Source organism: Pseudomonas sp. G7(2022) (assembly GCF_052660475.1).
Genome location: NZ_CP109659.1, coordinates 2368756 through 2395018 on the forward strand (window position 1 = coordinate 2368756; position 26263 = coordinate 2395018).

The window sequence follows — 26263 nt, forward strand, 5'->3', positions numbered from 1 at the left end:
TGGATCCGCCGTCCGCTGTTGAACTTCTTTTGCGCTTACGCGCGTTCCAGCGCCAGGGCCACGCCCTGACCGCCGCCGATGCACAGGGTCGCCAGACCCTTTTTCGCATCACGCTTGATCATTTCATGCAGCAGGGTCACCAGCACACGGCAGCCCGATGCACCGATCGGGTGACCGAGAGCGATGGCGCCGCCGTTGACGTTGACCTTGTCCAGATCCCATTGCAGATCCTTGGCCACCGCCAGCGATTGCGCGGCGAAGGCTTCGTTGGCTTCGATCAGGTCGAGTTGGCCGATGCTCCAGCCCGCCTTGTCCAGGCAGCGGCGAGTGGCCGACACCGGGCCGATGCCCATGATCGCCGGGTCGACGCCGGCGTTGGCGTAGGCGGCGATTTTCGCCAGGACCGGCAGGCCCAGGGCCTTGGCTTTTTCGGCGCTCATCAGAATGACGGCCGCCGCGCCGTCGTTCAGCGACGAAGCGTTGCCGGCGGTGACGCTGCCGTCCTTTTTGAAGGCCGGGCGCAGTTTGGCCAGGGATTCGGCGGTGGTGTCGCCCCGTGGCTGCTCGTCGACCTTGAACGCCACCGGATCGCCCTTGCGCTGCGGGATCAGGATCGGGGTGATTTCATCGACAAATCGGCCGGCCTCGATGGCTGCGGCGGCTTTCCGTTGCGAGGCTGCAGCGAAGGCGTCTTGCTGCTCGCGGCTGATCTCGTATTTCTCGACCAGATTCTCGGCGGTGATGCCCATGTGGTAATCGTTGAACGCATCCCACAGGCCGTCGCTGATCATGGTGTCGACGATTTGTGCGTGACCCATGCGCAGACCGGTGCGCGCGCCCGGCATTACATAGTTGGCCAGGCTCATGTTTTCCTGGCCACCGGCGATGATCACGTCCGCGTCGCCGCAACGGATCGCCTGGGCGCCGAGGTGCAGGGCCTTGAGGCCCGAGCCGCAGACCTTGTTCAGGGTCATGGCCGGCACGGCGTGGGGCAGGCCGGCCTTGATCGCCGACTGGCGCGCCGGGTTCTGGCCGGCGCCGGCGGTCAGCACCTGGCCCATGATCACTTCATCGACCTGAGCACCGTCCAGACCGGTCTGCTCAAGCAACTGGCGGATGACCGCCGCACCCAGATCCACGGCGGAGACGGTGGCCAGCGAACCCTGGAAACTGCCGATCGCGGTACGCGTGGCGGCAACAATGACGACGTCTTGCATTTTCGAATTCCTCACTCGGCAGCGAACTGCATTTCCGGTACGTGATCCGGGATGATCAGTTTACCAGCGGTTTTGGCGACGATTTCCTCGACGCTGACGCCAGGTGCGCGTTCCTTGAGGACAAAAGCGCCATTTTCGATTTCCAGGTACGCCAGGTCAGTCAGCACGCGCTTGATGCAACCGGCACCGGTCAGCGGCAGGCTGCACTGGCTCAGCAACTTGGACTCACCGTCCTTGGACGCGTGGGTCATGATGACGATGATGTTGTCGGCGCCGGCCACCAGGTCCATCGCACCGCCCATGCCCTTGACCAGTTTGCCGGGAATCATCCACGAGGCGATGTTGCCTTGTACGTCCACTTCGAAGGCGCCCAGCACGGTCAGGTCGACATGACCGCCGCGGATCATCGCGAAGGACTCGGCGGAGTTGAAGATCGAAGCGCCGATGCGCGCAGTCACAGTCTGTTTGCCGGCGTTGATCATGTCGGCATCAATAGTCTCTTCAGTCGGGAAAGGCCCCATGCCGAGCAGGCCGTTTTCCGATTGCAGCATGACTTCCATGCCTTCGGGGATGTAGTTGGCGACCAGGGTCGGAATGCCGATACCGAGGTTCACGTAGTAGCCGTCCTGCATTTCGCGGGCGACGCGTTGAGCCATTTGTTCGCGGGTAAGTGCCATGTTCTTGTTCTCCGTCAGCCTGGATTATTTGCGGATGGTGCGTTGTTCGATGCGTTTTTCGAACGTGCCGCAAATGACCCGGTCGACGTAGATGCCGGGGGTGTGGATCTGCGACGGATCCAGCTCGCCGGGTTCGACGATTTCTTCGACTTCGACCACGGTGATCTTGCCGGCGGTGGCGGCCAGCGGGTTGAAGTTCTGCGCGGTGTGACGGTAGATGACGTTGCCGAAGTGGTCGGCTTTCCAGCCTTTGACGATGGCAAAGTCGCCGGTGATGGATTCTTCCATCAGGTACTTGCGACCGTGGAATTCACGCACTTCCTTGCCTTCGGCGACCGGGGTGCCGACGCCGGTGGCGGTGAAGAACGCCGGGATGCCGGCACCGCCTGCGCGCATTTTTTCGGCGAGGGTGCCTTGCGGGGTAAGGACGACTTCGATGTCGCCTTTGAGCAGTTGCTCTTCGAACAGTTTGTTTTCGCCGACGTAGGAGGCGACCACCTTGCGGATCTGGCGGTCGGTCAGCAGCACGCCGAGGCCGAAGCCATCAACGCCGCAGTTGTTGGAGACGACGGTGAGGTCGCGGGTGCCCTTGCGCTTGATCTCGGCGATCAGGTTTTCCGGGATGCCGCACAGGCCGAAGCCGCCGGCGATTACGGTCATGCCGTCTTCAAGACCTGCCATGGCTTCCTCGTAGGAGTACACGCGCTTGTCGAAACCTGCCATATGCACCTCTTTTATTGTTTGTCGGGCGGCTGGCTAGCCGAATGACTGGAGTGTCGCGCTGAAGGATATATTTGTTAAGTTGATTTTTAAGGTTGATTGATTGATAAAGCTCATCAAATCACTGTTCTCCGTGCTGATCGTTCAGCTTAGTCCCTTGAGTGAATCGTTCATGACCATCAAGCAGATGCGCGCCTTTCTCGCCGTGGCCCAGAGCCTGAGCTTTGCCGTGGCCTGCGAGCGCCTGCACCTGTCGCAGTCGGCGCTGAGCCTGACCATCAAGGCGCTGGAAGAAGGGTTGGGCGGGCGCCTGTTCAGCCGAAATACGCGCAACGTGGCGCTGACCCCGGAAGGGGAATCGCTGCTGCCGCTGGCCCGGCGCCTGATCGCCGACTGGGACAACGCCGAAGACGAAATGCGCCAGCGCTTCAGCCTGCAACGGGGGCGGGTGACGCTGGCGGCGATGCCGTCGTTTGCCGGCAATCTGCTGCCGCCGATCCTCAAAACCTTCCGCGCGCGCTATCCGAACGTCAACGTCACGGTCAACGACGTGATCAACGAGCAAGTGCTGGAAATGGTCCGCGATCGTCAGGTCGAACTCGGCGTGGCGTTCGAGCCGATGCAAAACACTTCGCTGACCTTCACACCTCTATACAAGGATCGCTTTGTCGCGGTGGTGCCGCAGGATTCACCGCTCGCCCAGCGCACTGACATCGACTGGCAGACCTTGCTGCAGGAACCGTTCATCACCCTGCAACGACCGTCCACGGTACGGGTGATGCTGGAGGAACATTTGCAAGCCCGGGGCATGAAACTGCCGGTGGAGTTTGAAAGCCATCAACTGGCAACGGTCGGGCGGATGGTGGCTAGCGGGTTGGGCGTCAGTGCGGTGCCAGCCTTGTGTGCCGGGCAGATGCGCGAACTGGGCGCGCATTGCCTGACCTTGCACGAGCCGGTGGTGGAGCGGGCGATTGGCGTGCTGACGGATCCGGGGAATGAATTGTCGGCGGCGGCGCAGGCGCTTTTTGACATTCTCAGGGTTGAACACTGACTTTGGGAGGCCGCTAAGTCAGGCGTTCTGCCAGTAGCGGCAGCAGCTGTTCGCACGACTCCTCAATCTTCAAATCCAGCAACTCGTCCGCCCGCGTCTTGCCGAGATTGATCGCAATCAACGGCTTGCCCCGATCCGCAATCACCCGGCACAGGCGAAACGCCGAATACGCCATCAACGACGAACCCACCACCAGCATCCCGGCTGCGTTCTCTGCCGCCGCCATGGCCCGCGCCGCCGTCGGTTGCGCGACGTTCTCACCAAAAAACACCACGTCCGGCTTCATCCGCTCACCTTCACAATGCGGACAATGCGGCACCTGGAAACGTGCCTCGAAAGCCGGATCAAGCAGGGTATCGCCGTCCGGCGCCTGCACAGCATCGACACCCGCCAGATATGGATTCTGCGTTTCCATCAGTTGCTGAATCGAATCCCGCTCGCTGCGCTGGCCGCAATCCAGGCACAGCACCCGATGCAGGCTGCCGTGCAGTTCGATGACATCGTGACTGCCGGCCTGATCGTGCAAGGTATCGACATTCTGGGTGATCAATCCGCCGATCCGACCAAGGTTTTGCAGGCTGGCCAGCGCCTCGTGCGCGGCATTCGGTTGCGCCTGACGTACGCGTGGCCAACCGAGCATCGCCCGGGCCCAGTAGCGACGGCGCGACTCGGGTGCCGACAGAAATTCCTGATACATCATCGGCTGCCGGCCCCGGCGCACACCGTTGATGTCGCGGTAATCGGGGATGCCCGACGGCGTGCTGATACCGGCGCCGGTCAGCACCATGAAATCGCCGTCGGCCATGGCCTGTTGCAGGTAATCGAGGTGTTCGTGGAAGGGGCGGTCGAGCATGGTCAGCGCTCCGCAGGCTGTAAGTGCCTTGCAGGTTAGCACTGCCGGGCGCCTCTTTTCAGAGGCGCCCGCTGCCGACGTTTACTTGCGAGCCTCCAGGATCAGGTTGAACGGCGTCTGCGTCGCCCGCCGGAACTGCTTGAATCCGGCTTCACTGAACACTTTGCGCAAGCGCATCTCGCCGGCTTGCGCACCGAGCCCCAGGCCCACTTCCTGAGACAGCGAGTTCGGCGTGCAAATGAACGTCGAGGCTGCATAGAACAAGCGCCCAACCGGATTGATGTTGTCGTCCAGTGTGTCGTTGGCAAAGGGTTCGACCAACAGCACGGTGCCGTCGTCTTTCAGGCAATCGTAAGCATGCCGTGCGGCACCGACCGGGTCGCCCATGTCGTGCAGGCAGTCGAAATAGCAGATCAGGTCGTAGTCATCGCCGGGAAAGCTCTTCGCCGTTCCCTGGAAAAACCGCGCCCGGCTGCTCACTCCGCCTTCTTCGGCCCGCTGGGTGGCGACGCTCACCGAGGGCGCATGGTAGTCGAAACCGACGAAACGCGAGTTGGGATAGGCCTGGGCCATGATCACCGTGGAGGCGCCATGACCGCAGCCGACATCGGCGACCTTGGCGCCGTCTTCGAGTTTGGCCACCACGCCCTCCAGTGCCGGCAGCCATTCGGCGATCAAGTGCCCTTTGTAGCCGGGACGGAAGAACCGTTCTGTGCCGGTGAACATGCACGGATGGTGATCGCCCCAGGGCAGGGCGCCATTGCCGCGCATGGCTTTGACCAGCTTGTCCTTGTCGTGGAAAAACGACGCCACCACGCCAAGCCCGCCGGCCACGTAGACCGGCGAATCTTCCTTGGCCAAGGCCATGGCCTGTTCCTCCGGCAGACGGAACTTGCCGTCCAGGTGTTCCATGTAGCCTGAGGCGGCGTGGGCGCTAAGCCATTCGCGCACCAGGCGAGTGTTGCAGGCGGTTTTTTCGGCGAGGGTTTCCGGGGATATCGGCTGGCTGTCGGCCATGGCTTTGTACAAACCAAGTTCTTCGCCGACGATGACATTGGCCAGCATCGCCGCACCGCCCATGTCGTTGACCAGTTTGCCCATGAACTCGTTGAGTCTGGCCTCGTCCATGTCATGTGCTCCTGTCAAGGATCACAGTCCGGTGGTGATGGGGGTCGAGGCATTCACCACCGGGCGGTGGTCGTGGAAACGGGCAGGGCGACACTGCTGTCCTGCGTCCCCCTCGACTGGGTAATGATTGAGTCTAGTCGCTGTTGGTGCCGGTGGGAGCGGGCTGCGTAGATTTCGAGGCCGTGAATCGTTGTGTATCGCGAGGGCCAAGACAGAGCGCCGGCCCATGTCCGCCAGGAGCAAACGGCGGACGAAAAAAAACCGCCTTGCGGGGCGGTTTTCTAGCAAGCCTCAGATTGCGGCTGAGGCTTAGTGCGTCTCACCGGAAGCACTGGCGTGGAGGCCATGTTATTGAGCTTTTCCTATCCTTGCAACGTGATTTTTACCCACCATGAGTAGGTGTATCAGAGATCCTAGGCAGTGTTTTCAGTACCTGATGCCGGAGAGAGATGCTGACAGAAATAACAGTTTACAAAAGACGCGCTTCTTTCATTTGAGAATCACTGAGCCGAGACTTACCACCTGCGATTCTAGGTTAATATGCGCGCGCTCACACCCTGGTGCAACGGAGGGGTTTGGCTGGTGGCCTAACGGTTTCACGCCCTCTGACACGGTTTTGCATCCGTGCCGGAATGATGTTTCGGAGGGATTTCAACCGGCCACCTCACCGGAAGTACTGGCGTGTTCTTCCGAAGGCACGCGTGATCCGGTAAGTGCGCTGGAGGTTTGGCCCCCAACCTTGGAGGCCAAAACGTATGAAGCTTTTGTTGCGTACGTTGAGCCTCGTATGGAGATTGTTGAAAGCGTTTCGCTTTTACGAGTTCCTGCGAGACCACTTTGACGACCTGAAGTAACGGTCGTTGATGTGGGGAAAAGCCCGTGTCAGTTTCGGCTGATGCGGGTTTTTTTTGACTCGTTAATCTGTCAAAAATAATAGTTCAATCAGCTAATTCTCGTGCGGAGGTAGGGAATTTCGTCGGCATCTGTAAGTGTCATCCGTAAGCTCTGAACTCTTCGGACTGTCAGGAACCGGGGCGAGCTTCGAGCATCGCCTGTTTGGTAGTAGGCATGCCGTTCACGAAGAAGTCAGCGGGTTCTGTATCCCATTGTGTACAGACCAGCCGCCGATACAAAACCCGCCACTTCCCGCGCATTGCCCACACAGCCGCGATACACCCGCCGGTTTAACTGAGTCTGTCAGTCGCCACGCCCGGCGGCTCTTCAGCAGAGGTCTTGCCCATGCAGACTCCCCACCCCACCTTGCAGGCCAGCGTCGGGCTCGGCCTGCGTCGCGGCTTGATGAAGGATCTTCAAGCCGCCCGCATCGGCGATTTCGACTTTCTCGAAGTCGCCCCGGAAAACTGGATCGGCGTCGGCGGTGCCCACGGTGCCGCGCTGTGTGAACTGGCCGAGCGTTATCCGTTGTCCTGCCACGGCCTGTCGTTGTCGCTCGGTGGATCGGCGCCGCTGGACGTCGATTTCCTTCGGGAAGTCCGGGTGTTTCTCGATCATTACAACGTGCCGCTGTACAGCGAGCACTTGAGCTATTGCAGCGACGACGGTCACCTCTATGACCTGCTGCCGCTGCCATTCACCGAAGAGGCGGTGCACCACGTTGCCGCGCGGATCCGTCAGGCCCAGGACATTCTCGGCCGGCGCCTGGCAGTGGAAAACGTTTCCTATTACGCCGCCCCCCGGCAGGACATGGACGAGGTGACCTTCACTAACGCCGTGCTGCGCGAGGCCGATTGCGACCTGCTGCTGGACGTCAACAACGTCTACGTCAACTCGATCAACCACGGGTTCGACCCGCAGACATTTCTGGTCGGGATCGAGTCGGGCCGGGTGGTCGGGATGCACGTGGCCGGGCATTTCGACGAGTCCGACACGCTGAAGATCGATACCCACGGCGCTTCGGTGAAGCCAGTGGTCTGGTCGCTGCTGGCAGATGCCTATGCACGCTTTGGCGCACAGCCGACCTTGCTCGAGCGCGACTTCAACTTTCCGGCCTTCTCGGAACTGGTGGCCGAGTTGCAGACCATTCGCCGCTTGCAGAATCAGGGAGGCCAACGTGGATAACCTTGAGCAGCAACAACTGGCGCTGACTCGCTACTTGCGCGATCCCGAGAACGAGACGCCCCCGGCCGACATGAATGCGGCGCGGGTCAACGTCTATCGCGATCTGGTGTTCAACAATGTCTCGCAACTGTTGGGCGGGACGTTTCCGGTGCTGATCCGGATCATCGGTCAGGAGCGCTGGCGCACATTGATTCGCGGCTTCCTGCGGGACTACCGGGCTCAGACGCCGAAATTCGGTGAGATCGCCGAGGCGTTTGTCGATTACCTCGCCTCGGAACCCGCAGTGTTGAGCATGGGCGAGTGGCCGGCATTTCTGGTGGAGCTGGCGCATTACGAATGGGTGGAAATGGTGTTGCAGCAGTCCGATGCCCAGCCGCTGCCGGCAAGTGATCCCGCGCTGCTGCTGGAGCGGCCACTGCAGGTTTCGGCGCTGGCGTGGCCATTGGCGTACGCATGGCCGGTACAGATGCTCGGGCCGGATCATCAGCCGTCTGCGCCACCGGCCCAGCCGACGTTGTTGCTGGTGCGGCGCACAATGGATTTCAGTGTGAAGTTTTCCGAGCTGAGCCCGTTGGCGTGGCGGTTGTTGCAGCGAATTGGCGAGTTCCCTGCGCTGAACGGTCGTGAACAACTGGAAGGGTTGGCGATGGAAGCGGGGATGCCAGTAACAGCATCGTTCATGGACAGTGGTCTGGCGTTGTTGCAGCAGATGCATGAGGACGGTGTGTTAGGCATTACCTGATTTCGCAAACACCGCAAATCCTGTGGGAGCGGGCAAGCCCGCTCCCACAGGGAATTATGTTTGACTCAGGAATGCATGGGCAGCTTCAGTTCAGCACACAACCCGCCACCGTCACGATTGCTCAGATTCAGCGAACCCCCCAGCGCCATCGCCAGTTGCTGGGCAATCGCCAGGCCCAGTCCCGTACCGCCGGTGCTGCGGTTGCGCGAGTTTTCCACGCGGTAGAACGGCTCCATCACCTGCGCCAGTTCCTCTTCGGCGATGCCCGGTCCGCGATCCATGACTTTGATCGAGAGGCCGTTGCTTTGGCGTTCGACCAATAGTTCGGCAGCACCGGCAAATTTCAGCGCGTTGTCGGTCAGGTTGACCAACACCCGGCGCAAGGCATGAGGTCGGGTGTCGATGACCGCTTCGCTCTTGCCGCTCAACTGCACCTCCTTGCCCATGTCCTGATAATCGAACACCAGGCTGTCGAGGAACGAATCGAGGTTGGTGCGGCGGCTTTCCTCGGTCGCGCCGTGGATGCTGCGCGCGTAGGCCACGCCTTCACGCACCAGATGCTCCATCTCGCCGAGGTCGTTCCACAGCTTGTCCTTTTCCGTCGAATCGTCCATGAACTCCGCGCGCAGTTTCATCCGTGTGATCGGGGTTTGCAGGTCATGGGAAATCGCTGCCAGCAATTGCATGCGTTCTTTAAGGTACGCGGCGATCCGCGCCTGCATGGTGTTGAACGCACGGGCGGCGTAGGCCACTTCGCTCGGACCCTTTTCGTCCAGATTGATCGGGTGAGCATTAGGGTCAAGGGTTTCCACTGCGTTGGCCAGACGGGTCAGGGGACGGATGGCGATGCGTACCGCCAGCCAGGTGCAGGCAATCATCAGCGCCAGTTGCCCCAGCAGCACCACCGGCAGCCACGGCGACAGCGGCACCATCGACGGGCGAACGTCGATGGTCACCGGGCTGCCGTCGCTCAGGCGCAGGTGGCCCTGAAAGTGCTTTTTCGGCCCCGGAATGTCGGTGAAGGTCAGCGGGTACTTCTCGCCAATGGCGTCGGTGATCGAGGTGACCGCGATCGGCACTTCGCCGGCGCCGATCGGTGTACCCGGTTCGCCCTCGCTGAGCAGGTAACCGTAGTTGTTCCGGGCCAGGCGTTCGAGCCACATCGGACGCTCTTCGGCCGGCAAGCGATCGAGGATCGCAATCGAGGTCGAAACGTCGGTTTCCAGGTTGCCGAGCATGGTGTTTTTCGCACTTTCATATCGCTCGTAATACTGCGCACCGAACGACAACGCCTGGGCCAGCAGCAAGCCGATCAGGAAAATCAGCGACAACCGTGAGGCCAGCGTGCGCGGCCAGTGCAGGGAGAACGTCATGCGGGCGCTCCGAGGATTTCGACCGGTAGCGAGAACACATAACCTTCACTGCGCACGGTCTTGATGTAGGCAGGTTCCCGGGCGTCGTCCAGCAGGCGCTGGCGCAAACGGCTGACCAACAGATCGATGGAACGATCGAACAGATCGGCGTCGCGGCCCTGGGTCAGGTTGAGCAGTTGATCGCGGCTCAACACTCGTTGCGGATGGTCGAGGAACACCCGCAGCAAACGGTATTCCGCGCCGCTCAGGGCGACCATGGTGCCGTCGGTGTCGAGCAGATGGCGGGCCGAAGTGTCGAGTTGCCAGCGCCCGAAGGCCAGCAAACGGCCGCTTTCGGTGACCACCAGATTGGGTGGCAGCATCCGCGTGCGTCGCAGCACGGCATTGATTCGCGCCAGCAGCTCGCGTGCGGCGAAGGGTTTGGTCAGGTAATCGTCGGCACCCATTTCCAGGCCGATGATGCGGTCGGTTTCGTCGTTGCGGGCCGTCAGCATCAAGACTGGCGTGGCCTTGTGTTTGCCGGCGCGCAATTCGCGGCACAGCAGGAGGCCGTCATCGCCCGGCATCATGATGTCGAGCACGATCAGGTCGACAGTGTTGGCTTCCAGAAAACTGCGCATCTGCCGGCCATCAGCGACCACCGTGGTGCGCAGGCCGTTCTTTTTCAGGTAGTTGCCAACCAGTTCGCGAATCTCGCGGTCGTCATCGACGATGAGAATGTGATCGACATGATCCATGGAGCCAAACCTCTATCAAGTGGGGGAATGTCTCGCAGTCTATAGAGCCCGCGCGGGCTCGCCTGCCTGCCTTTGTATTGCAGTGTATCCGGCGCAACGGTGGATACATGTGGACGCAAAATCGCGATTTTTTCAGGGTTTTGTATCGCTGTGTATCCCCCTGCGGGCGAGATACGTAGCGATTTATACCGGCTGTTTTCCGACACAGACGGGATACCTCGCGAGCTTTAAATGAGCTCCATCGAGGCACACCGCAACGCCTCGGCTCAATCAACGACCTACCCATTGAAGCCTTGAGGAAATCGCCATGACCAACAAATCCGTAATCGCCGCCTGCCTGTTTGCCGCCCTGAACATCTGCACCCTGTCGGCCCGCGCCGAAGCGGTTGCCCCGCAAACCTACACCTACGGCACCCATCTGGACATCCAGAAAGTGCTCTCGATGAAAGAAGACCAATCGATGACCTGCGGCATCGTCGACGCCCGCATGACCTACCTCGATTCGGCCGGTCAGACCCGCGTTCTCGACTACAGCAAATTCGCTGACGGCTGTGACAACCAGAACTGATCCGCCACCCATTTAAAGGAAGATTGCCATGAACAACGTTTCGCGTTTCTTGACCGCCATTGCCTTCTCGTTTGCCGGTGTCGCGGCGCATGCCAACAGCGCCGTCGAACAGAATAGCTGCGCCGGCAGCACCTGCTTTCAACTGAGCCCGGTGGCCAAACAGGGCAGCGATGCCTTGATCGCCGCCGACGGCGCCAGCCGCACGCCGCAAGGGCAGATGGTGGCGGCCGACGGCTCCAGCCGCACGCCGCAAGGACAGATGGTGGCGGAAAACGGCGCCAGCCGCACACCGCAAAGCCAATGGCTGGACAGCCAGACCGCTTGAGCTACCCGGGTGCCTGTCGGTGAACGGCAGGCACCTGTTTGATCGGCAGACCGCCCACATTTCAAAAGGTGAACCCTATGTTCCTCATCGCTTTCCTGGGCGGTCTGTTGACTGTCCTCAGCCCCTGCATTCTGCCGGTGGTGCCGTTCCTGTTTGCCGGAGTCGACCGCAGCCGTTCCTCGATCCTGCTGACCCTCGGCGGCATGGCCCTGACCTTCGCCCTGATCTCCAGCCTCGCGGTAGTCAGCAGCGAGTGGGTGATCCAGGCCAACAACACCGGCCGACACATCGCGCTGATCGTGATGGTGCTGTTTGCGCTGTCGCTGATTTCCGCACGCATCGGTGACTGGCTGGCGCGGCCATTCGTGTTGCTGGGTAATCGCCTGGATCCGGACACCCGCAAGAAGGCCGGCCCCATGGGCTCGATCATGATCGGCGTGGCCACCGGTCTGCTGTGGGCACCGTGTGCCGGTCCAATCCTCGGCGTGATCCTCACTGGCGCCATGTTGCAAGGTGCCAATGCCCAGACCAGCCTGTTGCTGCTGGCTTACGGCGCGGGCAGTGCGCTGTCGCTGGGGACGCTGATCTTCGCCGGTCGCGGCTTGGTCAACCGGTTGAAACCGTCGATCCCGTTCACCGGCTGGTTGCGGCGCGGGGCGGGCGTTGCGGTGTTGGCGGCAGCCGCCGTGATCTCCACCGGCGCTGATAAAACCCTGCTGGCCGGCACGTCGTCCGAAGGCGTCGCCAGCGTCGAGAAAAACGTGTTGGAAAACGCGCCGAAAGTGATCGATTACTTCATCAGCAAAGTGCGGGCGGATTCGACGTCGGACGAGCAGGGCAAAGGCGCGATGCCGTCACTGGCCGGCGCAGTGCAATGGCTGAACTCCCCGGAGCTGAACGCCGAATCCCTGCGCGGCAAAGTGGTGCTGGTGGACTTCTGGACCTACGACTGCATCAACTGCCAGCACACGCTGCCGTACGTGAAAGAGTGGGAGAAGAAGTACGGCAAGGACGGCCTGGTGGTGATCGGCGTGCATACCCCGGAATACGCCTACGAGCGAATCATCGACAACGTCAAGGATCAGGTGAAGAAACTCGGTATCACCTACCCGGTGGCCATCGACAACAACTACGCGATCTGGCGCAACTTCGACAACCAGTACTGGCCGGCGCACTACCTGATCGATGCCAAGGGGCAGGTGCGTTACACCCACTTTGGCGAGGGTCGCTATGAAGCTCAGGAGCAGATGATTCAGCAACTGCTCAAAGAGGCCAAGGCACCTGCAGCCTGAACCGCGAACGTCAATGGCTCACAGGTCGCGCACCATGAGCCATTGTTCGTTGTCCCAGGCCTGAAAACGCTCCAGCACTGTCCAGCCGCGTTTGGCGTAGTAGTCCTGTTTGTTTTGCGTATGCAGGTAGAAACGCGGTAGGCCTTGTTTCTTTGCTTGCTCGGCAATTCCTTCGATCAATTTTTCTGCCAGCCCCTGACCGCGAGATTCGGGACTGACCAGCACGCAGGCCAGCCAAGGCTCCAGATCCGGTCGTTGCGCAAGATCTGCACGAGCCAGTGCCGCGCCACCGAGCAAACGTTCGCCGTCCAGCGCGATCAGGCAGCGCCAGTCACCATTGGTTTGCCCTTCGGCAAATTCCCGCTGCCACTCGGCCAACGGTTGATGGGCATATTCGTAGTGAAACTGGCGGTGGATCCACTCGGCGTAAGTGTCGCTGTGCTGCATGTGGTCGGCGAGCCATTCGAGGCGCAAGGACATGGTCGGATTCCGTTCGCGGTTCGGGTCTGCATCAGAGCCGATCCGACGACACCTTGGCAACCCCCATGAGAGTGTTTCGGGGCCTTTACAAAATCCCGCCATTCATCGGCGAAAGCCCGGTTTTAAAGGCTCTTTAGACGATTGGAGGGGACGCCGTACGGCCTCGGGGCGATAGTGGAAGAGCAGGGCTGTACCCGCCCTGTCACTGATAAAAAGAAAGCGAGGTTGCCATGCCGAAATTCGTGATTGAACGCGAGATTCCAGGGGCCGGAAAGCTGTCGGAGCAAGAACTCAAAGCCGTGTCGCAAACGTCCTGCCAGGCGTTGCGTGAACTCGGACCGCAGGTGCAGTGGCTGCAGAGTTATGTCACCGCCGACAAGGTGTATTGCGTGTACATCGCCCCCAACGAAGAGCTGGTGCGCGAGCATGCCAGGCTGGGCGGGTTTCCCGCCAACAGTGTGTCCCGGGTGATGAACATCATTGACCCGACGACCGCCGAGTAACGCCTGATTCAACCTGTCGTGGAGCACCCATCGATGAGCACCCCCATTGATCTCACTGCCCTGAAGGAACGCCAGAAAGTCGCCTGGGCCAGCGGCGACTATGCCGTGATCGGCACCACCTTGCAGATCGTCGGGGAAGACCTCGCCGAAGCCTGCGATTTACGCTGCGATGAAGAGGTGCTGGACGTCGCCGCCGGCAATGGCAATGCCACGCTGGCGGCGGCGCGCCGGGGCTGTCGGGTGCTGTCCACCGATTATGTCGCGGCGTTGCTGGAGCGCGGCCAGGACCGGGCGCGTGCCGAGCATCTGGACGTGACCTTCCAGGTCGCTGACGCCGAAGCGCTGCCGTTCGCCGATTCCAGTTTCGATGCGGTGCTGTCGACTTTCGGTGTGATGTTCGCCCCGGATCAGGCCAAGGCTGCGCAGGAACTGGCGCGGGTCTGTCGCCGTGGCGGGCGGATCGGCCTGGCCAACTGGACGCCGGAAGGCTTCGTCGGCCAGATGTTCAAGACCCTCGGTCGCCACCTGTCACCCCCGGCGGGCGCGCAACCACCGTCGAACTGGGGTTCGGAAGCCTGGCTGCATTCGCACTTCGATGAGCGCCAGTTCCTGATGCAAGTGACTCGCCGCCACTTCAATTTCCGTTATCGCTCGGCGGCACACTTCATCGACATCTTCCGCCACTGGTACGGGCCGGTGCACAAGGCGTTCGCGGCATTGCCACCGGAAAGCGGGCAGGCACTGGAAGGAGATCTGACACAGCTGATCGACGGGCTGAACCGGGCGGGGCCGGATTCGATGGTAGTGCCGAGCGAGTATCTGGAGGTGGTGATTACCAAACGCTAAGCGTCATGCAAAACAAGTGTGGGAGCGAGCAGGCTCGCTCCCACAAATTCTTCTATTTCAGGTGCGAAGCATCAAACCACTCCAGCGCCGTACGCCAGATGCAGATGCCCAGAAAATACGCCGACGCCAGTAACCACAAACCCATCACCAGCGGGTTGATGACCGGGTGGTTGAGCACCAGCGACAGGCTGCACAGCAGCCAGATCGCCGTCACCGCAATATTGATCGGCATGAACCGGCGCACACGGAACGGATGGAGGAATTTCATTCGGGTCACGGTCAGCAGCGCCAGAGCGATCACGGTCAGGAAGGTGATCCACGGCCCCGGGGCGATGATGTACAGGCACAGCGCAACCACGTTCCACGCAGCGGGGAAACCGACGAAGTAGTTGTCCTTGCTCTTCATGTTGACGTTGCAGAAGCAGAACAGCGACGACACCAGAATCAGCGACACGGTCAGCAGCAGGGTGTAGTCGGGCAGGGGAATGTAGCGATAGATGAACAGTGCCGGAATGAACACGTAGGTCAGGTAATCGATCACCAGATCGAGGATCGAGCCGTCGAAACTCGGCAACACTGACTGCACGTTGACCTTGCGCGCCAGCGCCCCGTCGAGGCCGTCGACGATCAGCGCCACGCCCAGCCACATCAGGCAGTGGATTGGCTGGTTTTCCAGCAGGGCGAGGGTGGCGAGGAAGGCTGTGACCACGCCGGTCGCGGTGAAACCATGGGCGCCCCAGGCCTTGAGCCTGGCGATGTGAACGGTCGATATCACGGAGGCGGTCTCCAGAAAGTGAAGCAGGCCGGGAAACGTCTTGAGCAACAAGCGTGCGGCCAACCGGGTCGGGGTTGCAGCTATCGACCGGCCGGGCCGGGATAAGGTTCACCCATTCATGAATGTTAGCTGGCAACGGAATTTTTTCGACGCAGAAATCATTCGCCCTCCCAGTGTCAGCCAAACGGTGCTGGCACAACCGGTGCGCAGGTCTATCGTTGCCTGACGCGGTTACGCCTTTGCCTGAGGACGACGTCATGAACACCAGTGATTTGCTCGAACAATTGCTGCGAGGCCAGGCCTCGGCGGGACAACAACAAAGCGGCGCTGCGTCCGGTGATGGCCTGGGCGGACTCGGCGGCTTGCTGGGTGGTCTGCTCGGTGGCGGCGGTGCGACTGCCGGCGGACTGGGCGGGCTGTTGGGCGGTTTGCTTGGGGGCACAGGATTGGGGGGTGGAGCACTTGGCGGTGGGACGCAACGTCGTTCCGGCGGCACTAACTACGCGGCCCTGGCCTCGCTGGGCATGATGGCGTTCCAGGCGTATCAAGCCTGGCAACGCAGTCAGGCGTCAGCCGCGCCGCAACAGACACCGCAGACGGCGGACCTGCTGGCCGGCCCGCAGGTCGAGGAGCACAGCCACGCGGTATTGCGCGCATTGATCGCGGCGGCCAAGGCCGACGGGCGGATCGACGAGTCGGAGAAACAGCTGATCAGCAGCGAAATCGGCCGCCACACCGATGACCCGGACCTGCAGCAATGGCTGGACGCTGAAGTCGCCAAACCCCTCGATGCCCGCGAAGTCGCGCAGGCGGCGAACAGCGATCCGGCCGTGGCCGCCGAAATGTATATCGCCAGTGTGATGCTGGTGGACGACCAGCAGGATGCCGAACGCAATTACCTGGATGAGCTGGCGGCGGCCTTGCAGATCGATCCAGAGTTGCAGGTGCATCTGGAGCAGCAGGCCAAAGGGACGGCCTGAAACCCACCGCTCACAGCCTTCGGCAACTTCTGTTCAGGAAATAAAGTTGCCGGGGGGCTCCGTCCGTCCGGGCAAATTTCACGTCGATTGAATTTTTGCAGCGCGCTGCCTCTCTGCTGCTTTAGAGGCGCGTGAACCAGCGTCCTGCCAATTGACCGGGAATCTGCCATGACTGTCCTGACACGTCTGCTTTCAACACCTGCCCACGCGCAATCGATCCATCCCCCTGGAGGCTTGCGCAGCCTGTATGAAGCATTGCTCTCGGGGGAAAATCCCCGTGCCCTGGCGCGTCCGTTTCTCGAAGAGCAACTGCTGCAGGCTGCGCAATTGCCAGAGGTGTTGCCGCCGGATCCTTCGGTATGGCACGACTGGGTGGCCGAGCATTGCGCCGAAGTCGGCCGGCAATACGCCGATTATCTGCAACATCGCAAGGACGGTGGTTCACGGCAGTTTTTCAGCGGCAAGGCCCATGCGCTGTATTTCCTGCAAGCGGTAGCCCCGACCAAACGGGTGGACGGCGCCTGGCTTTACGGCTTGTTGCAGCAGTGGCGCGATCCACGCTTCTGCGGCCTGATCTGCACCTATCTGGAAGAGCTTGGTGAAGGCAACCCTGCGCAAAACCACGTGGTGATCTACCGCAAACTACTGGCCGAGCATGGTCTGGAACACGCAGATGCCTTGCCCGACGAGCGTTATCTGCAAGGTGCGTTGCAGCTCGCACTGGGTGCCTGCGGCGATGACTTTCTGCCGGAAGTCATTGGCTACAATCTTGGCTATGAACAACTGCCCTTGCACCTGTTGATCAGCAGTTATGAGTTGAGCGAGCTGGGCATCGATCCGTATTACTTCACCCTGCATGTGACCATCGATAACGCCAGCACCGGCCATGCGCAGAAAGCTGTGCAGGCTGCACTGGATCTGATGCCGCGGGAGGCTGATCGCGCCGATTTCCTGCGCCGGGTTTCGCGGGGCTACCGGCTCAACGATTTGGGGCAGGGCAGTCGCGCCATCATCGAGGGTTTCGACTTGACGCGTGAGTTGCTGGCCATGGTCGAACGCAAGCGCGTCTTCGGCCAGGACATGCATTCGGACTATTGCCGGTTCGAAGGCAAGACCGTCAATCAATGGCTGGCCGCGCCAGAGCAACTGTCAGGATTTCTCCAGGCGCTGCAAGACAAAGGCTGGATAAAGCGTCATCAAGACCCTCAGGCCAGCCGCTTCTGGCAATTGATCGAGGGCGATGGCGCGTCGATGTTCGGCGTGTTCAATGACTACGAAAAACAGCTGCTGCATGACTGGATTGCCGGTGACCGGGCGCCTGCGACCGGACCGGTTCCGGCGCGACGTCGGAGTCGAGCGGCACCGGCAGTCACGGTGTCCGCGCAGGATCCCGATGTCCGGCAATTGAACGCGGCACTGCACGGGCTGGATGGTCACGGACAGATGGCGGCGCTGATCCCTTGGCTGGCGCCGGCCCGTCATGCTCTTCCGGCCGGTTTGCTCGCGACCCGCCGCTTCATCGAGCTTAAATCCGGTCTGGACTGAGGGAGTCGCCCATGAGTCAGGAAGCGTTGCTGTCCGCCGACGATCTTGCGCTGTTGCAACTGGGCCGGCGCTTGCAGGCGGACGGCTATCGATTCGTCACACCGACGCCGCTGACCCATCAGCGGGTCAATCAGCGCGACGAAGGGCAGGCGGTCGACTGTCTGCGCGATATTTTCGGCTGGTCGCGTTCCTTCGAACCCGGATTGCTTTCGGCCGATGAGGAGCGGCAATGGCAGGATGCGCAAATTCTGGAGGCCTGCGATGGGCGTCTGAAGAGTCGGGTGCGCTGGTCGAGTCTGGACGATTTGCTGTTCGTACATTCGGGGTTTCCCACCGAGGCGGCCGATTCGGTGTTCTTCGGCCCGGATACCTACCGCTTCGCCCAATTGATTCACAGCCATTTGCAACAGAGCTTTGCCCCGATCCAGCGCGCCGTGGACATCGGTTGCGGCGCTGGTGTCGGTGCGATTCTGATCGCCCGCGCCCGTCGCCAGGCACAGGTGCTGGCACTTGACATCAATCCCGCGGCGTTGCGCCTGACCACGATCAACGCGGCGCTGGCAGAAGTGGCCAACGTCGAAGTGCTGGCCAGTGACGTGTTGCAAGGCGTGGAGGGCGAGTTCGACCTGATTGTTGCCAATCCGCCCTACATGGCGGATCCGGCGGGGCGCGCTTACCGCCACGGAGGGGGAACGCTGGGAGCCGGGTTGTCGTTGCGCATTGTCGAGCAGGCGCTCAATCGCCTGACGCCCGGAGGCTCGCTGTTGCTCTACACCGGTGTGGCGATGGTCGATGGCCGTGATCCGTTTATTGACACCGTGGTGTCGCGGCTGGATGCAACGAGGTTCGACTGGACTTATCGTGAACTCGATCCCGATGTCTTCGGCGAGGAGTTGCTGAATGTCGGCTATCAACGGGTCGAGCGGATCGCCGTGGTGGCGCTGACCGTGACCCGAACTGGATGAAACAAGGCAGGTGCGCCATGAACAGGAACCTCGACGACTACAACCGCATGCGCGACTTCTCGGCGACCTCGGAACCGGCAGCGGTCAAGCGTCGGGGCAAAAAGGCTGGCGCCGGTCACGCGTTGCAGTTCTGCATCCAGAAGCACGACGCTTCGCACCTGCATTACGACTTTCGCCTGGAGTTGGACGGTGCGCTCAAAAGCTGGGCAGTGCCCAAAGGCCCGTCACTGGATCCCAAGGTCAAGCGCCTGGCGGTGCATGTCGAGGACCACCCTCTGGATTACGCGACATTCGAAGGCACCATTCCGCAGGGGCATTACGGTGCCGGGGACGTGATCGTCTGGGATCGTGGCGTGTGGATCCCGCTGGAGGATCCGCAGGAGGCCTATGCCAAGGGCAAACTCAAGTTCGAGCTGCAGGGCGAGAAGCTTGGCGGCGTGTGGAATCTGGTGCGCACCCACATGCCGGGCAAAAAGGAGCAGTGGTTCCTGATCAAGCATCAGGACAGCGCCGCCCGGCCGCAAAGCGATTACGACGTGCTGGTCGCCGAGCCGGATAGCGTGCTCAGCGAGCGCACCCTTGTCGATAAACCGAGGCTCGACGCCAGGCAAGTCAAACCGCTGAAACAGCCAGCGCGCAAACCTGACTCGGCCAAGCTTGTCGGCGCGCACAAGGCGCGAATCCCCGCCCGGTTGAAACCGCAGCTGGCCACGCTGGTGGACAGCGCTCCGGCAGGGGACTGGAGTTACGAAATCAAATTCGACGGCTACCGGGTCATGGCGCGCATCGATCATCAAACGGTGCAGCTGTTCACCCGTAACGGCCATGACTGGACGCACAAACTGCCGGAGCAGGCTCAGGCACTGGCGGCGCTGGGGCTGGAGTCGGCGTGGCTTGACGGTGAAGTAGTGGTCGCCAACGAAAACGGCATTCCGGATTTTCAAGCGCTGCAGAACGCCTTCGACACCCGCCGCAGCAGCGACATCCTTTATTACCTGTTCGATGTGCCTTACCTCAATGGTGTCGACCTGCGCGAAGTTCCGCTGGAAGAACGGCGGGCAGCGCTGGCCACGGTATTGAAGGCTCACGAACATCCGTTGCTGCGTTTTTCCGAAGCGTTCGACGAAACGCCGCAGGCGTTGCTCAACAGCGCCTGCCAGATGCAGATGGAAGGCTTGATCGGCAAACGTCGCGGCTCGCCCTACGTGTCGCGGCGCAGCAGCGACTGGATCAAGCTCAAGTGCAAACATCGCCAGGAATTCGTGATTGTCGGCTACACCGATCCAAAGGGATCGCGCAGTGCCTTTGGTGCACTGCTGCTCGGTCTGCATGATCGCGACAGCGGCGAGTTACGTTATGCCGGCAAGGTCGGCACTGGCTTTAACGAGGCCACCTTGAAAACCGTGCTTGCCCGGCTCAAGCCGTTGCGCACGAAAAAGACTGCGCTGGCCAACCCGCCCAGTGGATTCGAGGCCAAGGGGGTGCACTGGCTCAAGCCGCACCTGCTGGCGGAGGTGGCGTTTGCGGAAATGACCCGGGAGGGTTCGGTTCGCCATGCCGTGTTCCATGGTCTGCGCGATGACAAACCGGCGCTGGAGATTACGCAGGAGCAAGCGAAACCGATGAAAACTTCAGCCGCGACCCCCCCTGTGAAAAAGCAGGCACCTGCCGCCAAGGCACCCTCTCAGACAGGGATGGTCAGCGGCAAGGTCAGAATCACTCACTCGGACCGCGTGATCGACGCCAGCAGCGGCACCACCAAGATGCAACTGGCCGAGTACTATGCCAGCGTCGCCGAGTGGATCCTGCCTCAACTCAAGGATCGGCCCGTGGCGCTGGTGCGGGCACCGGAAGGCATTGCCGGCGAACTGTTCTTCCAGAAAAACGCCGAAAACCTGGCGATTCCCGGCATCCGCTTGCTGGACAAGCACGTCACCGGACAACCGGTGATGCTGATCAACAACGTCGAAGCGCTGATCGGTGCGGTGCAGATGAGCACCGTCGAACTGCACACCTGGAACGCCACCACGGTGGATCTGGAAAAGCCTGACCGCTTTGTTCTCGATCTGGACCCGGATCCGGCACTGCCGTGGAAAAGCATGGTTGAAGCCACCGCCCTGACTCTGACCGTGCTGGATGAACTGGGCCTCAAGGCTTTCCTGAAGACCAGTGGAGGCAAGGGTATTCACCTGGTGGTGCCGCTGACGCGCAAGCATGGCTGGGACGAGGTGAAGGATTTCAGCCATGCCATCGTCAATCATATGGCTCGGCTGTTGCCGGAGCGGTTTTCAGCGGTGTCGGGGCCGAAGAACCGTGTGGGGCGGATTTTCATCGATTACCTGCGCAACGGCCTGGGCGCCACGACCATTTGTGCCTACGCCGCCCGCACCCGGGAAGGGCTGCCGGTATCGGTGCCGCTGTTCCGTGAGGAAGTCGGCGAGATCAAAGGCGCTGACCGGTGGAATGTGCACAACGTTCATGAGCGCCTGGCGGACGTCGGCGATGAGCCCTGGGCGAACATGAAGAAAACCCGACAGAGCATTACCGCCGAGATGCGCAAACGGGTCGGCCTGAAAAAGTGATCAGGCGTCGCGCAGCAAGTCATGGGCGTTGAGCAGTTCGAAGGCGATTTCCGGGTGTCTTTCCAGCCCCCGGCGAATGGCGGCCGGGATCGCCTGGCGAGTCTTGCGACACAGGCCCGGCAGTTCAGCGATTTCGATGGCGATACCGCGCATGGTCCGCACTTCGTTGGAACCCGGAGCGATGTCCATGCGAATGCCCAACTGATCGAACATCCGCTGTCGCAGGCGTTCGAGGTCAGCCAGGCTTTGCAGGTTTTCCAGGCGTTCGAGCAGGCGCTTTTCTTCCTGCCGCGTGAGCAAAAGTATGCGCAGATCCGCGCCGGGCATTTCCAGCAACGGATCGCGCCCGCAAATGCAGGCGCCGGGCGGGCAGGGGGAGCGGATCGGGGCGGCAATCGTCATGGCCTCCATCATAGAGGCCGTTCGACGGTTTTGCCCATGGTCGCCCGGCTGCCGTCCATCGGCAGAACGCAGAGGTGGCAAATCCGTCAGCCACCGTCGTCGAGCGCGTGGCTGTTACTGCGACAGACCTTCGTAGTGGACCAGGATCGCATTGGCCAGCTCTTCATCGCTGGCGTTCAAGCCCGGGTTTTCCTGACGAACCTGTTGCAGCACCGATTCCAGATACACGCCACGGATGGCACCGCCGCTGGCGACGAATGCGGACAGGTCGTCACGGGCCGGAATCACCATTTTGTGATCCTTGAAGGTGGAATACAGCGACGCGGAAACACCGGCCGAGGTGGCGACATCCCCTGCATCCACACGGGCGAAGGCTGAGCCAAAAGGCAGGCAGAGCATGAGAGACGAAACAAGTAATAAACGACGCATGACGGTGTTCCTCCAGCAGCGTAAAGCGAAAAGGAAGTACCACATAATGTGAGAGGTGCGGCGTGACCGGTAGTTCCGTGCAAGATGGCGGGTGGTCGCCGCACAAAGTGAGACCTGGTGCACAGTCTTCGAGGGCGCGGGGCGGGTGCTGACACACATTGCGACGCTCTGGCGCGGCAGGCGGGTGGAAATGAGCTTAACTGAAACGCTGAAAGGCTCATTTCAGGGCGCTCCCGGAGGATCCACCGTGTCGATCAAACTGCGTTTGGTGCTGCTGATTGCGACCAGCCTGCTGACAGCGCTGATCGTGAGTCTGGTCAGTTATGTCGGCAACCAGCGGATGGCGTCGGCAGTCAGTGACAACGCCGTCAGCATGAGTGCGCTGCGCAATCACATGGAAGCCGACATGATGCATGACGCCCTGCGCGCCGACGTCTATTCGGCCATGCTGGTGGGGCTGGGCAAGAGCAACGGCACGGCGGACGAGGTGCGCCGATCCGTAGAGGAGCATGCCGCGCATTTTCGCGATGTCCTCGGCGAGAACCTCAAACTGCCCCTGGACGCCACGATCCGGGCTGCGCTGGAGCAGATCAAGCCAAGCCTCGACACTTATATCGACGCGGGCGAGCGGATTGTCGGGCTGGCGCTGGCCAACCCCGACACGGCGCAGCACGAACTCGGTACGTTCAGCGCCGCGTTCAGCCAGCTTGAAGAACAGATGGCGTCCTTGAGCGAACTGATCGAAACCAGTACCCGGCAGACCAGCCAGGGCACCGAGGCGGCGATCCGCAACGCCAACATCGCCCTCGGCATTGTGCTGATCGCCAGCCTGTTGCTGCTGTTGGTTCAGGGACGCTGGGTGATCCTGAGCATCACCGGCCCGCTGAAAACCGCCAGCCGCATTGCCGAGAGCATTGCTCATGGCAACCTCAGCGAGCCGATCGCCGAGCCGTCCGGCAAGGACGAAGCCAGCGCGCTGATCCGCACGCTGGCCACCATGCAGCGGGATCTGCGGGAAATGATCGATGTGGTGCGGCGCAATGCCCACGGCGTCAGTGGCATGAGCGAGCAACTGAGCCACGGCTGCCATCGGGTGGCGGACAGCAGCCAGCAACAAAGCACCGCCGCCGGCACCATGGCCGCTGCCGCGAGCCAGATGACCGCCAGCATCGAAGAAATCACCCGCCACGCCGAACGGGCCCTGAGCATGGCCAGTCAGGCCGAATCACTGGCCAAGAACGGCGGGCAGGTGATCCATCAAGTGGTCAGCGACATGGACGACATCGCCCGCTCCGCCCAGCAGTCGGCGCAGGTGATCCGCACCCTGGATCATGAGTCCGAAGGCATCTTCAACATCATTCAGGTGATCAAGAGCATCGCCGACCAGACCAACCTGCTGGCGCTCAATGCGGCCATTGAAGCGGCCCGGGCGGGTGAGCAGGGCAGAGGTTTTGCCGTGGTCGCCGATGAAGTGCGCAGCCTGGCTGCCCGCACCAGCGCCTCGACCCAGGAAATCGCTGCGATGGTCGCCCGCATCCAGAACAGTACCCGTGAGGCGGTCAGCAGCATGGAGGCGGGTGTGGCTCAAGTCGACAAGGGGATGGCCGTCACCGCCGACGTCGAACGGGCCATCCGCGAAATCCTCGACGCCACCCTCAACACCACGCAACTGGTCAACGACATTACCCGCACCATCGGCGAACAGAGCCAGGCCAGCAACGAAATCGCCCATCAGGTGGAGATGATCGCCGGCATGTCGGAAGGCAACAGCAAGGTGATCGGCGAGACAGCGAATACGACGGACGAGTTGTCGAATCTGGCGGGGCGGCTGGCGCAGTCGGTGGATCGATTCCGGTTGTGACCCGGGCGCCGTCAACCTCATTTGTAACCAGTGCAAGGCCGCAGGCGGGTGGGGAAAGGACGGTCAAATGGCTGAATGGCTTCAGCCAGAGGCATTGTCGGGGTCATGTTCGGTGGGCATCAGCCGATAAGTCATCAGGCGGATAAAGACCATCAAGTCGGGAACAGACGCGCGGGTTTGCCCTGACGTGATATTCTTCGCGCCACTTGGTTTGACCTAATTCAGTCTGGCGCGCTTTTCGGCGGGCCGACCGAACCCCTGTCGCTCAAGTAGCTGAAGCCAATAATGATAAGAAGTCAGTTCAGAAGGGACATATAACTGAGGTCGACGCAGCCTGTCGGCCTTGTGTGCCCACCCGTCAAAATTGAAGTGTGCCGGAACCCGCGACGCTGGCCTGAGTGTCGCGAAAAGAGGGGGAATGCATACGTACAACAGCGGCGGGCGGAAGGCGTTTTATCATAGGTGCAACGGATGTTTAAAAAAGTGAACACAGCCCTGCTGGGTCTGGCTTTGGCGATGGGGATGACATCCGCCAATGCTGACGAAGCAAAAAAAGTCGACGTCCTGCTGATCGGCGGCGGCATCATGAGCACCACCCTTGGTGTGTGGATCAATGAGCTGGAGCCAAGCTGGTCGATGGAAATGGTCGAGCGCCTCGACGGCGTCGCCCTGGAAAGCTCCAACGGCTGGAACAACGCCGGTACCGGTCACTCGGCGCTGGCCGAGCTGAACTACACCCCGGAAGACGATAAGGGCAACGTAACGATCCCGAAAGCCGTCGAGATCAACGAAGCGTTCCAGGTCTCCCGTCAGTTCTGGGCCTGGCAGGTTCAGCAAGGCGTTCTGAAGAACCCTCGCTCGTTCATCAACACCACTCCGCACATGAGCTTCGTGTGGGGCGATGACAACATCAAGTTCCTGAAAAAGCGCTACGAAGCCCTGCAGGCGAGCCCGCTGTTCGCCGGCATGCAGTACTCCGAAGACCCGGCCGTGATCAAGAAGTGGGTTCCGCTGATGATGGAAGGGCGTGACCCGAACCAGAAAATCGCGGCCACCTGGAGCCCGCTGGGCACCGACATGAACTTTGGCGAAATCACCCGCCAGTTCGCCAGTTACCTGCAGACCAAGCCTAACTTCGATCTGAAACTGTCGAGCGAAGTACAGGACATCACCAAGAATGCCGATGGTACCTGGCGCGTCAGCTACAAGAACCTGAAAGACGGCACCAAGACTGAAACCGACGCCAAGTTCGTGTTCATCGGCGCCGGTGGCGGTGCCCTGCACCTGCTGCAGAAGTCCGGTATCGAAGAAGCCAAGGAATACGCTGGCTTCCCGGTAGGCGGCTCGTTCCTGGTGACCGATAACCCGGCCATCGCCGAACAGCACCTGGCCAAGGCTTACGGTAAGGCTTCGGTTGGTGCGCCTCCGATGTCCGTTCCGCACCTGGACACCCGCGTCCTGGACGGCAAGCGCGTCATCCTGTTTGGCCCGTTCGCAACCTTCAGCACCAAGTTCCTGAAGGAAGGTTCGTACCTGGACCTGCTGACCAGCACCACCACCCACAACATCTGGCCTATGACCAGGGTCGGCATCAAGGAATACCCGCTGGTCGAGTACCTGGCCGGTCAACTGATGCTGTCGGATGAAGACCGTCTGAACGCGCTGAAGGAATACTTCCCGAACGCGAAAGCCGAAGACTGGCGCCTGTGGCAAGCCGGCCAGCGCGTGCAGATCATCAAGCGTGATGAAGCCGCTGGCGGCGTGCTGAAACTGGGCACCGAGATCGTTGCTTCGAAAGACGGCTCCATCGCCGGTCTGCTGGGCGCATCGCCAGGCGCATCGACCGCTGCACCGATCATGCTGAGCGTGCTGCAGAAAGTCTTCAAGGACAAGGTCGCTACCCCTGAGTGGCAGGCCAAGCTGCACCAGATCGTTCCAAGCTACGGAACCCAGCTGAACAACGATCCGGCCAAAGTGGCCGAAGAGTGGGCTTACACCGCCAAGATCCTGCAACTGCCAACGCCACCGGCGATTGGCCAGGCTGCACCTGCGGCGGCACCTGCTTCGGCTGAAAAGCCACAGGCTCCGAAAGAAAGTGCTGCACGTGACATGGCTCTGTAATTAGACGCCTGA

24 protein-coding genes and 2 pseudogenes are annotated in these 26263 nt (G+C 61.2%); 15 read left to right on the forward strand and 11 right to left on the reverse strand.

Going from position 1 to position 26263, the window contains the following annotated elements; all coding sequences use genetic code 11:
• Window positions 1-35 precede the first annotated feature (35 nt).
• From NE357_RS10680 to NE357_RS10690, 3 genes are read right to left on the reverse strand one after another with little or no spacing between them, the layout of a single operon-like run.
• Entirely contained in the window at window positions 36-1217 is a 1182-nt protein-coding gene (locus NE357_RS10680; protein ID WP_169429805.1) for an acetyl-CoA C-acetyltransferase, read from the reverse strand.
• A gap of 11 nt (window positions 1218-1228) precedes the next feature.
• Window positions 1229-1894: a CoA transferase subunit B gene (locus NE357_RS10685; RefSeq protein WP_169429806.1), complete on the reverse strand. Its 666-nt coding sequence runs from the start codon at window positions 1892-1894 to the stop codon at window positions 1229-1231.
• 24 nt (window positions 1895-1918) lie between these two features.
• Complete coding sequence (locus tag NE357_RS10690; RefSeq protein ID WP_169429807.1) at window positions 1919-2617, reverse strand: CoA transferase subunit A; 699 nt, start codon at window positions 2615-2617, stop codon at window positions 1919-1921.
• Window positions 2618-2786: 169 nt separating this feature from the next.
• Here NE357_RS10690 and NE357_RS10695 point away from each other — a divergent pair, with 169 nt between their 5' ends.
• A complete protein-coding gene (locus NE357_RS10695) occupies window positions 2787-3665 on the forward strand; it encodes a LysR family transcriptional regulator (RefSeq protein ID WP_169429808.1) in 879 nt (292 codons plus the stop codon).
• 13 nt (window positions 3666-3678) lie between these two features.
• On the opposite strand, the gene NE357_RS10700 is transcribed toward NE357_RS10695, so the two are convergent.
• Window positions 3679-4518 carry an NAD-dependent protein deacetylase gene (locus tag NE357_RS10700; RefSeq protein ID WP_169429809.1) on the reverse strand — a complete coding sequence of 280 codons (840 nt, stop codon included), beginning with the start codon at window positions 4516-4518 and terminating at the stop codon, window positions 3679-3681.
• 81 nt (window positions 4519-4599) lie between these two features.
• A complete protein-coding gene (locus NE357_RS10705) occupies window positions 4600-5646 on the reverse strand; it encodes a class I SAM-dependent methyltransferase (RefSeq protein ID WP_169429810.1) in 1047 nt (348 codons plus the stop codon).
• 1239 nt (window positions 5647-6885) lie between these two features.
• On the opposite strand from NE357_RS10705, the gene NE357_RS10710 reads away from it, so the two are divergent.
• Together NE357_RS10710 and NE357_RS10715 are read left to right on the forward strand one after the other, a co-directional pair.
• Window positions 6886-7725 carry an HvfB family MNIO-type RiPP peptide maturase gene (locus NE357_RS10710; protein WP_169429811.1) on the forward strand — a complete coding sequence of 280 codons (840 nt, stop codon included), beginning with the start codon at window positions 6886-6888 and terminating at the stop codon, window positions 7723-7725.
• A complete protein-coding gene (locus NE357_RS10715; RefSeq protein WP_169429812.1) occupies window positions 7718-8467 on the forward strand; it encodes an HvfC family RiPP maturation protein in 750 nt (249 codons plus the stop codon). The genes NE357_RS10710 and NE357_RS10715 overlap by 8 nt, the downstream gene beginning before the upstream one ends.
• A gap of 65 nt (window positions 8468-8532) precedes the next feature.
• Here NE357_RS10715 and NE357_RS10720 read toward each other — a convergent pair whose 3' ends face one another.
• On the reverse strand, window positions 8533-9840 hold the full coding sequence (locus NE357_RS10720) for an ATP-binding protein (protein ID WP_169429813.1): 1308 nt from the start codon (window positions 9838-9840) through the stop codon (window positions 8533-8535).
• Window positions 9837-10577, reverse strand: a complete 741-nt coding sequence (locus tag NE357_RS10725) for a response regulator (protein WP_085708690.1) — start codon at window positions 10575-10577, stop codon at window positions 9837-9839. Before NE357_RS10725 ends, NE357_RS10720 begins: the two co-directional genes overlap by 4 nt.
• Window positions 10578-10884: 307 nt before the next feature.
• On the opposite strand from NE357_RS10725, the gene NE357_RS10730 reads away from it, so the two are divergent.
• The 3 genes from NE357_RS10730 (at window position 10885) to NE357_RS10740 (ending at window position 12762) form a co-directional block, all read left to right on the forward strand.
• The gene (locus tag NE357_RS10730) at window positions 10885-11145 is read left to right on the forward strand and encodes a DUF2790 domain-containing protein (protein WP_169429814.1); all 261 of its coding nucleotides are present in this window, start codon (window positions 10885-10887) and stop codon (window positions 11143-11145) included.
• A gap of 28 nt (window positions 11146-11173) precedes the next feature.
• Window positions 11174-11470 (forward strand): hypothetical protein, encoded by a 297-nt coding sequence (locus NE357_RS10735; protein ID WP_169429815.1) that lies wholly within the window; start codon window positions 11174-11176, stop codon window positions 11468-11470.
• A gap of 77 nt (window positions 11471-11547) precedes the next feature.
• Window positions 11548-12762 carry a cytochrome c biogenesis protein DipZ gene (locus NE357_RS10740; RefSeq protein ID WP_169429816.1) on the forward strand — a complete coding sequence of 405 codons (1215 nt, stop codon included), beginning with the start codon at window positions 11548-11550 and terminating at the stop codon, window positions 12760-12762.
• 18 nt (window positions 12763-12780) lie between these two features.
• Here NE357_RS10740 and NE357_RS10745 read toward each other — a convergent pair whose 3' ends face one another.
• The gene (locus NE357_RS10745) at window positions 12781-13242 is read right to left on the reverse strand and encodes a GNAT family N-acetyltransferase (protein WP_169429817.1); all 462 of its coding nucleotides are present in this window, start codon (window positions 13240-13242) and stop codon (window positions 12781-12783) included.
• Between the two features lie 230 nt (window positions 13243-13472).
• Here NE357_RS10745 and NE357_RS10750 point away from each other — a divergent pair, with 230 nt between their 5' ends.
• Complete coding sequence (locus NE357_RS10750; protein WP_169429818.1) at window positions 13473-13745, forward strand: DUF4242 domain-containing protein; 273 nt, start codon at window positions 13473-13475, stop codon at window positions 13743-13745.
• A 33-nt stretch (window positions 13746-13778) separates the two neighbouring features.
• The gene (locus NE357_RS10755; RefSeq protein WP_169429819.1) at window positions 13779-14591 is read left to right on the forward strand and encodes a class I SAM-dependent methyltransferase; all 813 of its coding nucleotides are present in this window, start codon (window positions 13779-13781) and stop codon (window positions 14589-14591) included.
• A gap of 52 nt (window positions 14592-14643) precedes the next feature.
• Here the strand turns inward: NE357_RS10755 and pcsA are convergent, their stop codons facing one another.
• Window positions 14644-15366 carry a phosphatidylcholine synthase gene (gene pcsA, locus NE357_RS10760; protein WP_169429820.1) on the reverse strand — a complete coding sequence of 241 codons (723 nt, stop codon included), beginning with the start codon at window positions 15364-15366 and terminating at the stop codon, window positions 14644-14646.
• Window positions 15367-15623: 257 nt separating this feature from the next.
• Here pcsA and NE357_RS10765 point away from each other — a divergent pair, with 257 nt between their 5' ends.
• From NE357_RS10765 to ligD, 4 genes are all read left to right on the forward strand, one after another.
• Window positions 15624-16346: a tellurite resistance TerB family protein gene (locus tag NE357_RS10765; RefSeq protein ID WP_169429821.1), complete on the forward strand. Its 723-nt coding sequence runs from the start codon at window positions 15624-15626 to the stop codon at window positions 16344-16346.
• Window positions 16347-16514: 168 nt separating this feature from the next.
• Window positions 16515-17891: an iron-containing redox enzyme family protein gene (locus NE357_RS10770; protein ID WP_169429822.1), complete on the forward strand. Its 1377-nt coding sequence runs from the start codon at window positions 16515-16517 to the stop codon at window positions 17889-17891.
• A gap of 11 nt (window positions 17892-17902) precedes the next feature.
• Window positions 17903-18856: a methyltransferase gene (locus tag NE357_RS10775; RefSeq protein WP_169429823.1), complete on the forward strand. Its 954-nt coding sequence runs from the start codon at window positions 17903-17905 to the stop codon at window positions 18854-18856.
• Window positions 18857-18873: 17 nt separating this feature from the next.
• Window positions 18874-21438 (forward strand): DNA ligase D, encoded by a 2565-nt coding sequence (gene ligD / locus NE357_RS10780; protein WP_169429824.1) that lies wholly within the window; start codon window positions 18874-18876, stop codon window positions 21436-21438.
• Here the strand turns inward: ligD and NE357_RS10785 are convergent, their stop codons facing one another.
• Both NE357_RS10785 and NE357_RS10790 read right to left on the reverse strand, forming a co-directional pair.
• Window positions 21439-21840, reverse strand: coding sequence for a hypothetical protein (locus NE357_RS10785; protein ID WP_169429825.1), 402 nt, complete (start codon window positions 21838-21840; stop codon window positions 21439-21441). It abuts the gene before it with no gap.
• A 114-nt stretch (window positions 21841-21954) separates the two neighbouring features.
• On the reverse strand, window positions 21955-22269 hold the full coding sequence (locus tag NE357_RS10790) for a DUF2388 domain-containing protein (protein ID WP_169429826.1): 315 nt from the start codon (window positions 22267-22269) through the stop codon (window positions 21955-21957).
• 190 nt (window positions 22270-22459) lie between these two features.
• Here NE357_RS10790 and NE357_RS10795 point away from each other — a divergent pair.
• From NE357_RS10795 to mqo, 3 genes and pseudogenes are all read left to right on the forward strand, one after another.
• Window positions 22460-23227: pseudogene (locus tag NE357_RS10795) on the forward strand (MCP four helix bundle domain-containing protein); the annotation flags it as partial.
• Window positions 23228-23536: 309 nt separating this feature from the next.
• A pseudogene (locus NE357_RS10800) lies at window positions 23537-24130 on the forward strand (methyl-accepting chemotaxis protein); the annotation flags it as partial.
• Between the two features lie 471 nt (window positions 24131-24601).
• Window positions 24602-26251 (forward strand): malate dehydrogenase (quinone), encoded by a 1650-nt coding sequence (mqo, locus tag NE357_RS10805; RefSeq protein ID WP_169429828.1) that lies wholly within the window; start codon window positions 24602-24604, stop codon window positions 26249-26251.
• The last annotated feature ends 12 nt before the right edge of the window (window positions 26252-26263 follow it).

Bases quoted from the DNA above. Each gene is read 5' to 3' on its own strand.
- NE357_RS10680 (WP_169429805.1), bottom strand. From the start codon at position 1,217: ATGCAAGACGTCGTCATTGTTGCCGCCACGCGTACCGCGATCGGCAGT.
- NE357_RS10685 (WP_169429806.1), bottom strand. From the start codon at position 1,894: ATGGCACTTACCCGCGAACAAATGGCTCAACGCGTCGCCCGCGAAATG.
- NE357_RS10690 (WP_169429807.1), bottom strand. From the start codon at position 2,617: ATGGCAGGTTTCGACAAGCGCGTGTACTCCTACGAGGAAGCCATGGCA.
- NE357_RS10695 (WP_169429808.1), top strand. From the start codon at position 2,787: ATGACCATCAAGCAGATGCGCGCCTTTCTCGCCGTGGCCCAGAGCCTG.
- NE357_RS10700 (WP_169429809.1), bottom strand. From the start codon at position 4,518: ATGCTCGACCGCCCCTTCCACGAACACCTCGATTACCTGCAACAGGCC.
- NE357_RS10705 (WP_169429810.1), bottom strand. From the start codon at position 5,646: ATGGACGAGGCCAGACTCAACGAGTTCATGGGCAAACTGGTCAACGAC.
- NE357_RS10710 (WP_169429811.1), top strand. From the start codon at position 6,886: ATGCAGACTCCCCACCCCACCTTGCAGGCCAGCGTCGGGCTCGGCCTG.
- NE357_RS10720 (WP_169429813.1), bottom strand. From the start codon at position 9,840: ATGACGTTCTCCCTGCACTGGCCGCGCACGCTGGCCTCACGGTTGTCG.
- NE357_RS10725 (WP_085708690.1), bottom strand. From the start codon at position 10,577: ATGGATCATGTCGATCACATTCTCATCGTCGATGACGACCGCGAGATT.
- NE357_RS10730 (WP_169429814.1), top strand. From the start codon at position 10,885: ATGACCAACAAATCCGTAATCGCCGCCTGCCTGTTTGCCGCCCTGAAC.
- NE357_RS10735 (WP_169429815.1), top strand. From the start codon at position 11,174: ATGAACAACGTTTCGCGTTTCTTGACCGCCATTGCCTTCTCGTTTGCC.
- NE357_RS10740 (WP_169429816.1), top strand. From the start codon at position 11,548: ATGTTCCTCATCGCTTTCCTGGGCGGTCTGTTGACTGTCCTCAGCCCC.
- NE357_RS10745 (WP_169429817.1), bottom strand. From the start codon at position 13,242: ATGTCCTTGCGCCTCGAATGGCTCGCCGACCACATGCAGCACAGCGAC.
- NE357_RS10750 (WP_169429818.1), top strand. From the start codon at position 13,473: ATGCCGAAATTCGTGATTGAACGCGAGATTCCAGGGGCCGGAAAGCTG.
- NE357_RS10755 (WP_169429819.1), top strand. From the start codon at position 13,779: ATGAGCACCCCCATTGATCTCACTGCCCTGAAGGAACGCCAGAAAGTC.
- NE357_RS10765 (WP_169429821.1), top strand. From the start codon at position 15,624: ATGAACACCAGTGATTTGCTCGAACAATTGCTGCGAGGCCAGGCCTCG.
- NE357_RS10770 (WP_169429822.1), top strand. From the start codon at position 16,515: ATGACTGTCCTGACACGTCTGCTTTCAACACCTGCCCACGCGCAATCG.
- NE357_RS10775 (WP_169429823.1), top strand. From the start codon at position 17,903: ATGAGTCAGGAAGCGTTGCTGTCCGCCGACGATCTTGCGCTGTTGCAA.
- ligD (WP_169429824.1), top strand. From the start codon at position 18,874: ATGAACAGGAACCTCGACGACTACAACCGCATGCGCGACTTCTCGGCG.
- NE357_RS10785 (WP_169429825.1), bottom strand. From the start codon at position 21,840: ATGACGATTGCCGCCCCGATCCGCTCCCCCTGCCCGCCCGGCGCCTGC.
- NE357_RS10790 (WP_169429826.1), bottom strand. From the start codon at position 22,269: ATGCGTCGTTTATTACTTGTTTCGTCTCTCATGCTCTGCCTGCCTTTT.
- mqo (WP_169429828.1), top strand. From the start codon at position 24,602: ATGTTTAAAAAAGTGAACACAGCCCTGCTGGGTCTGGCTTTGGCGATG.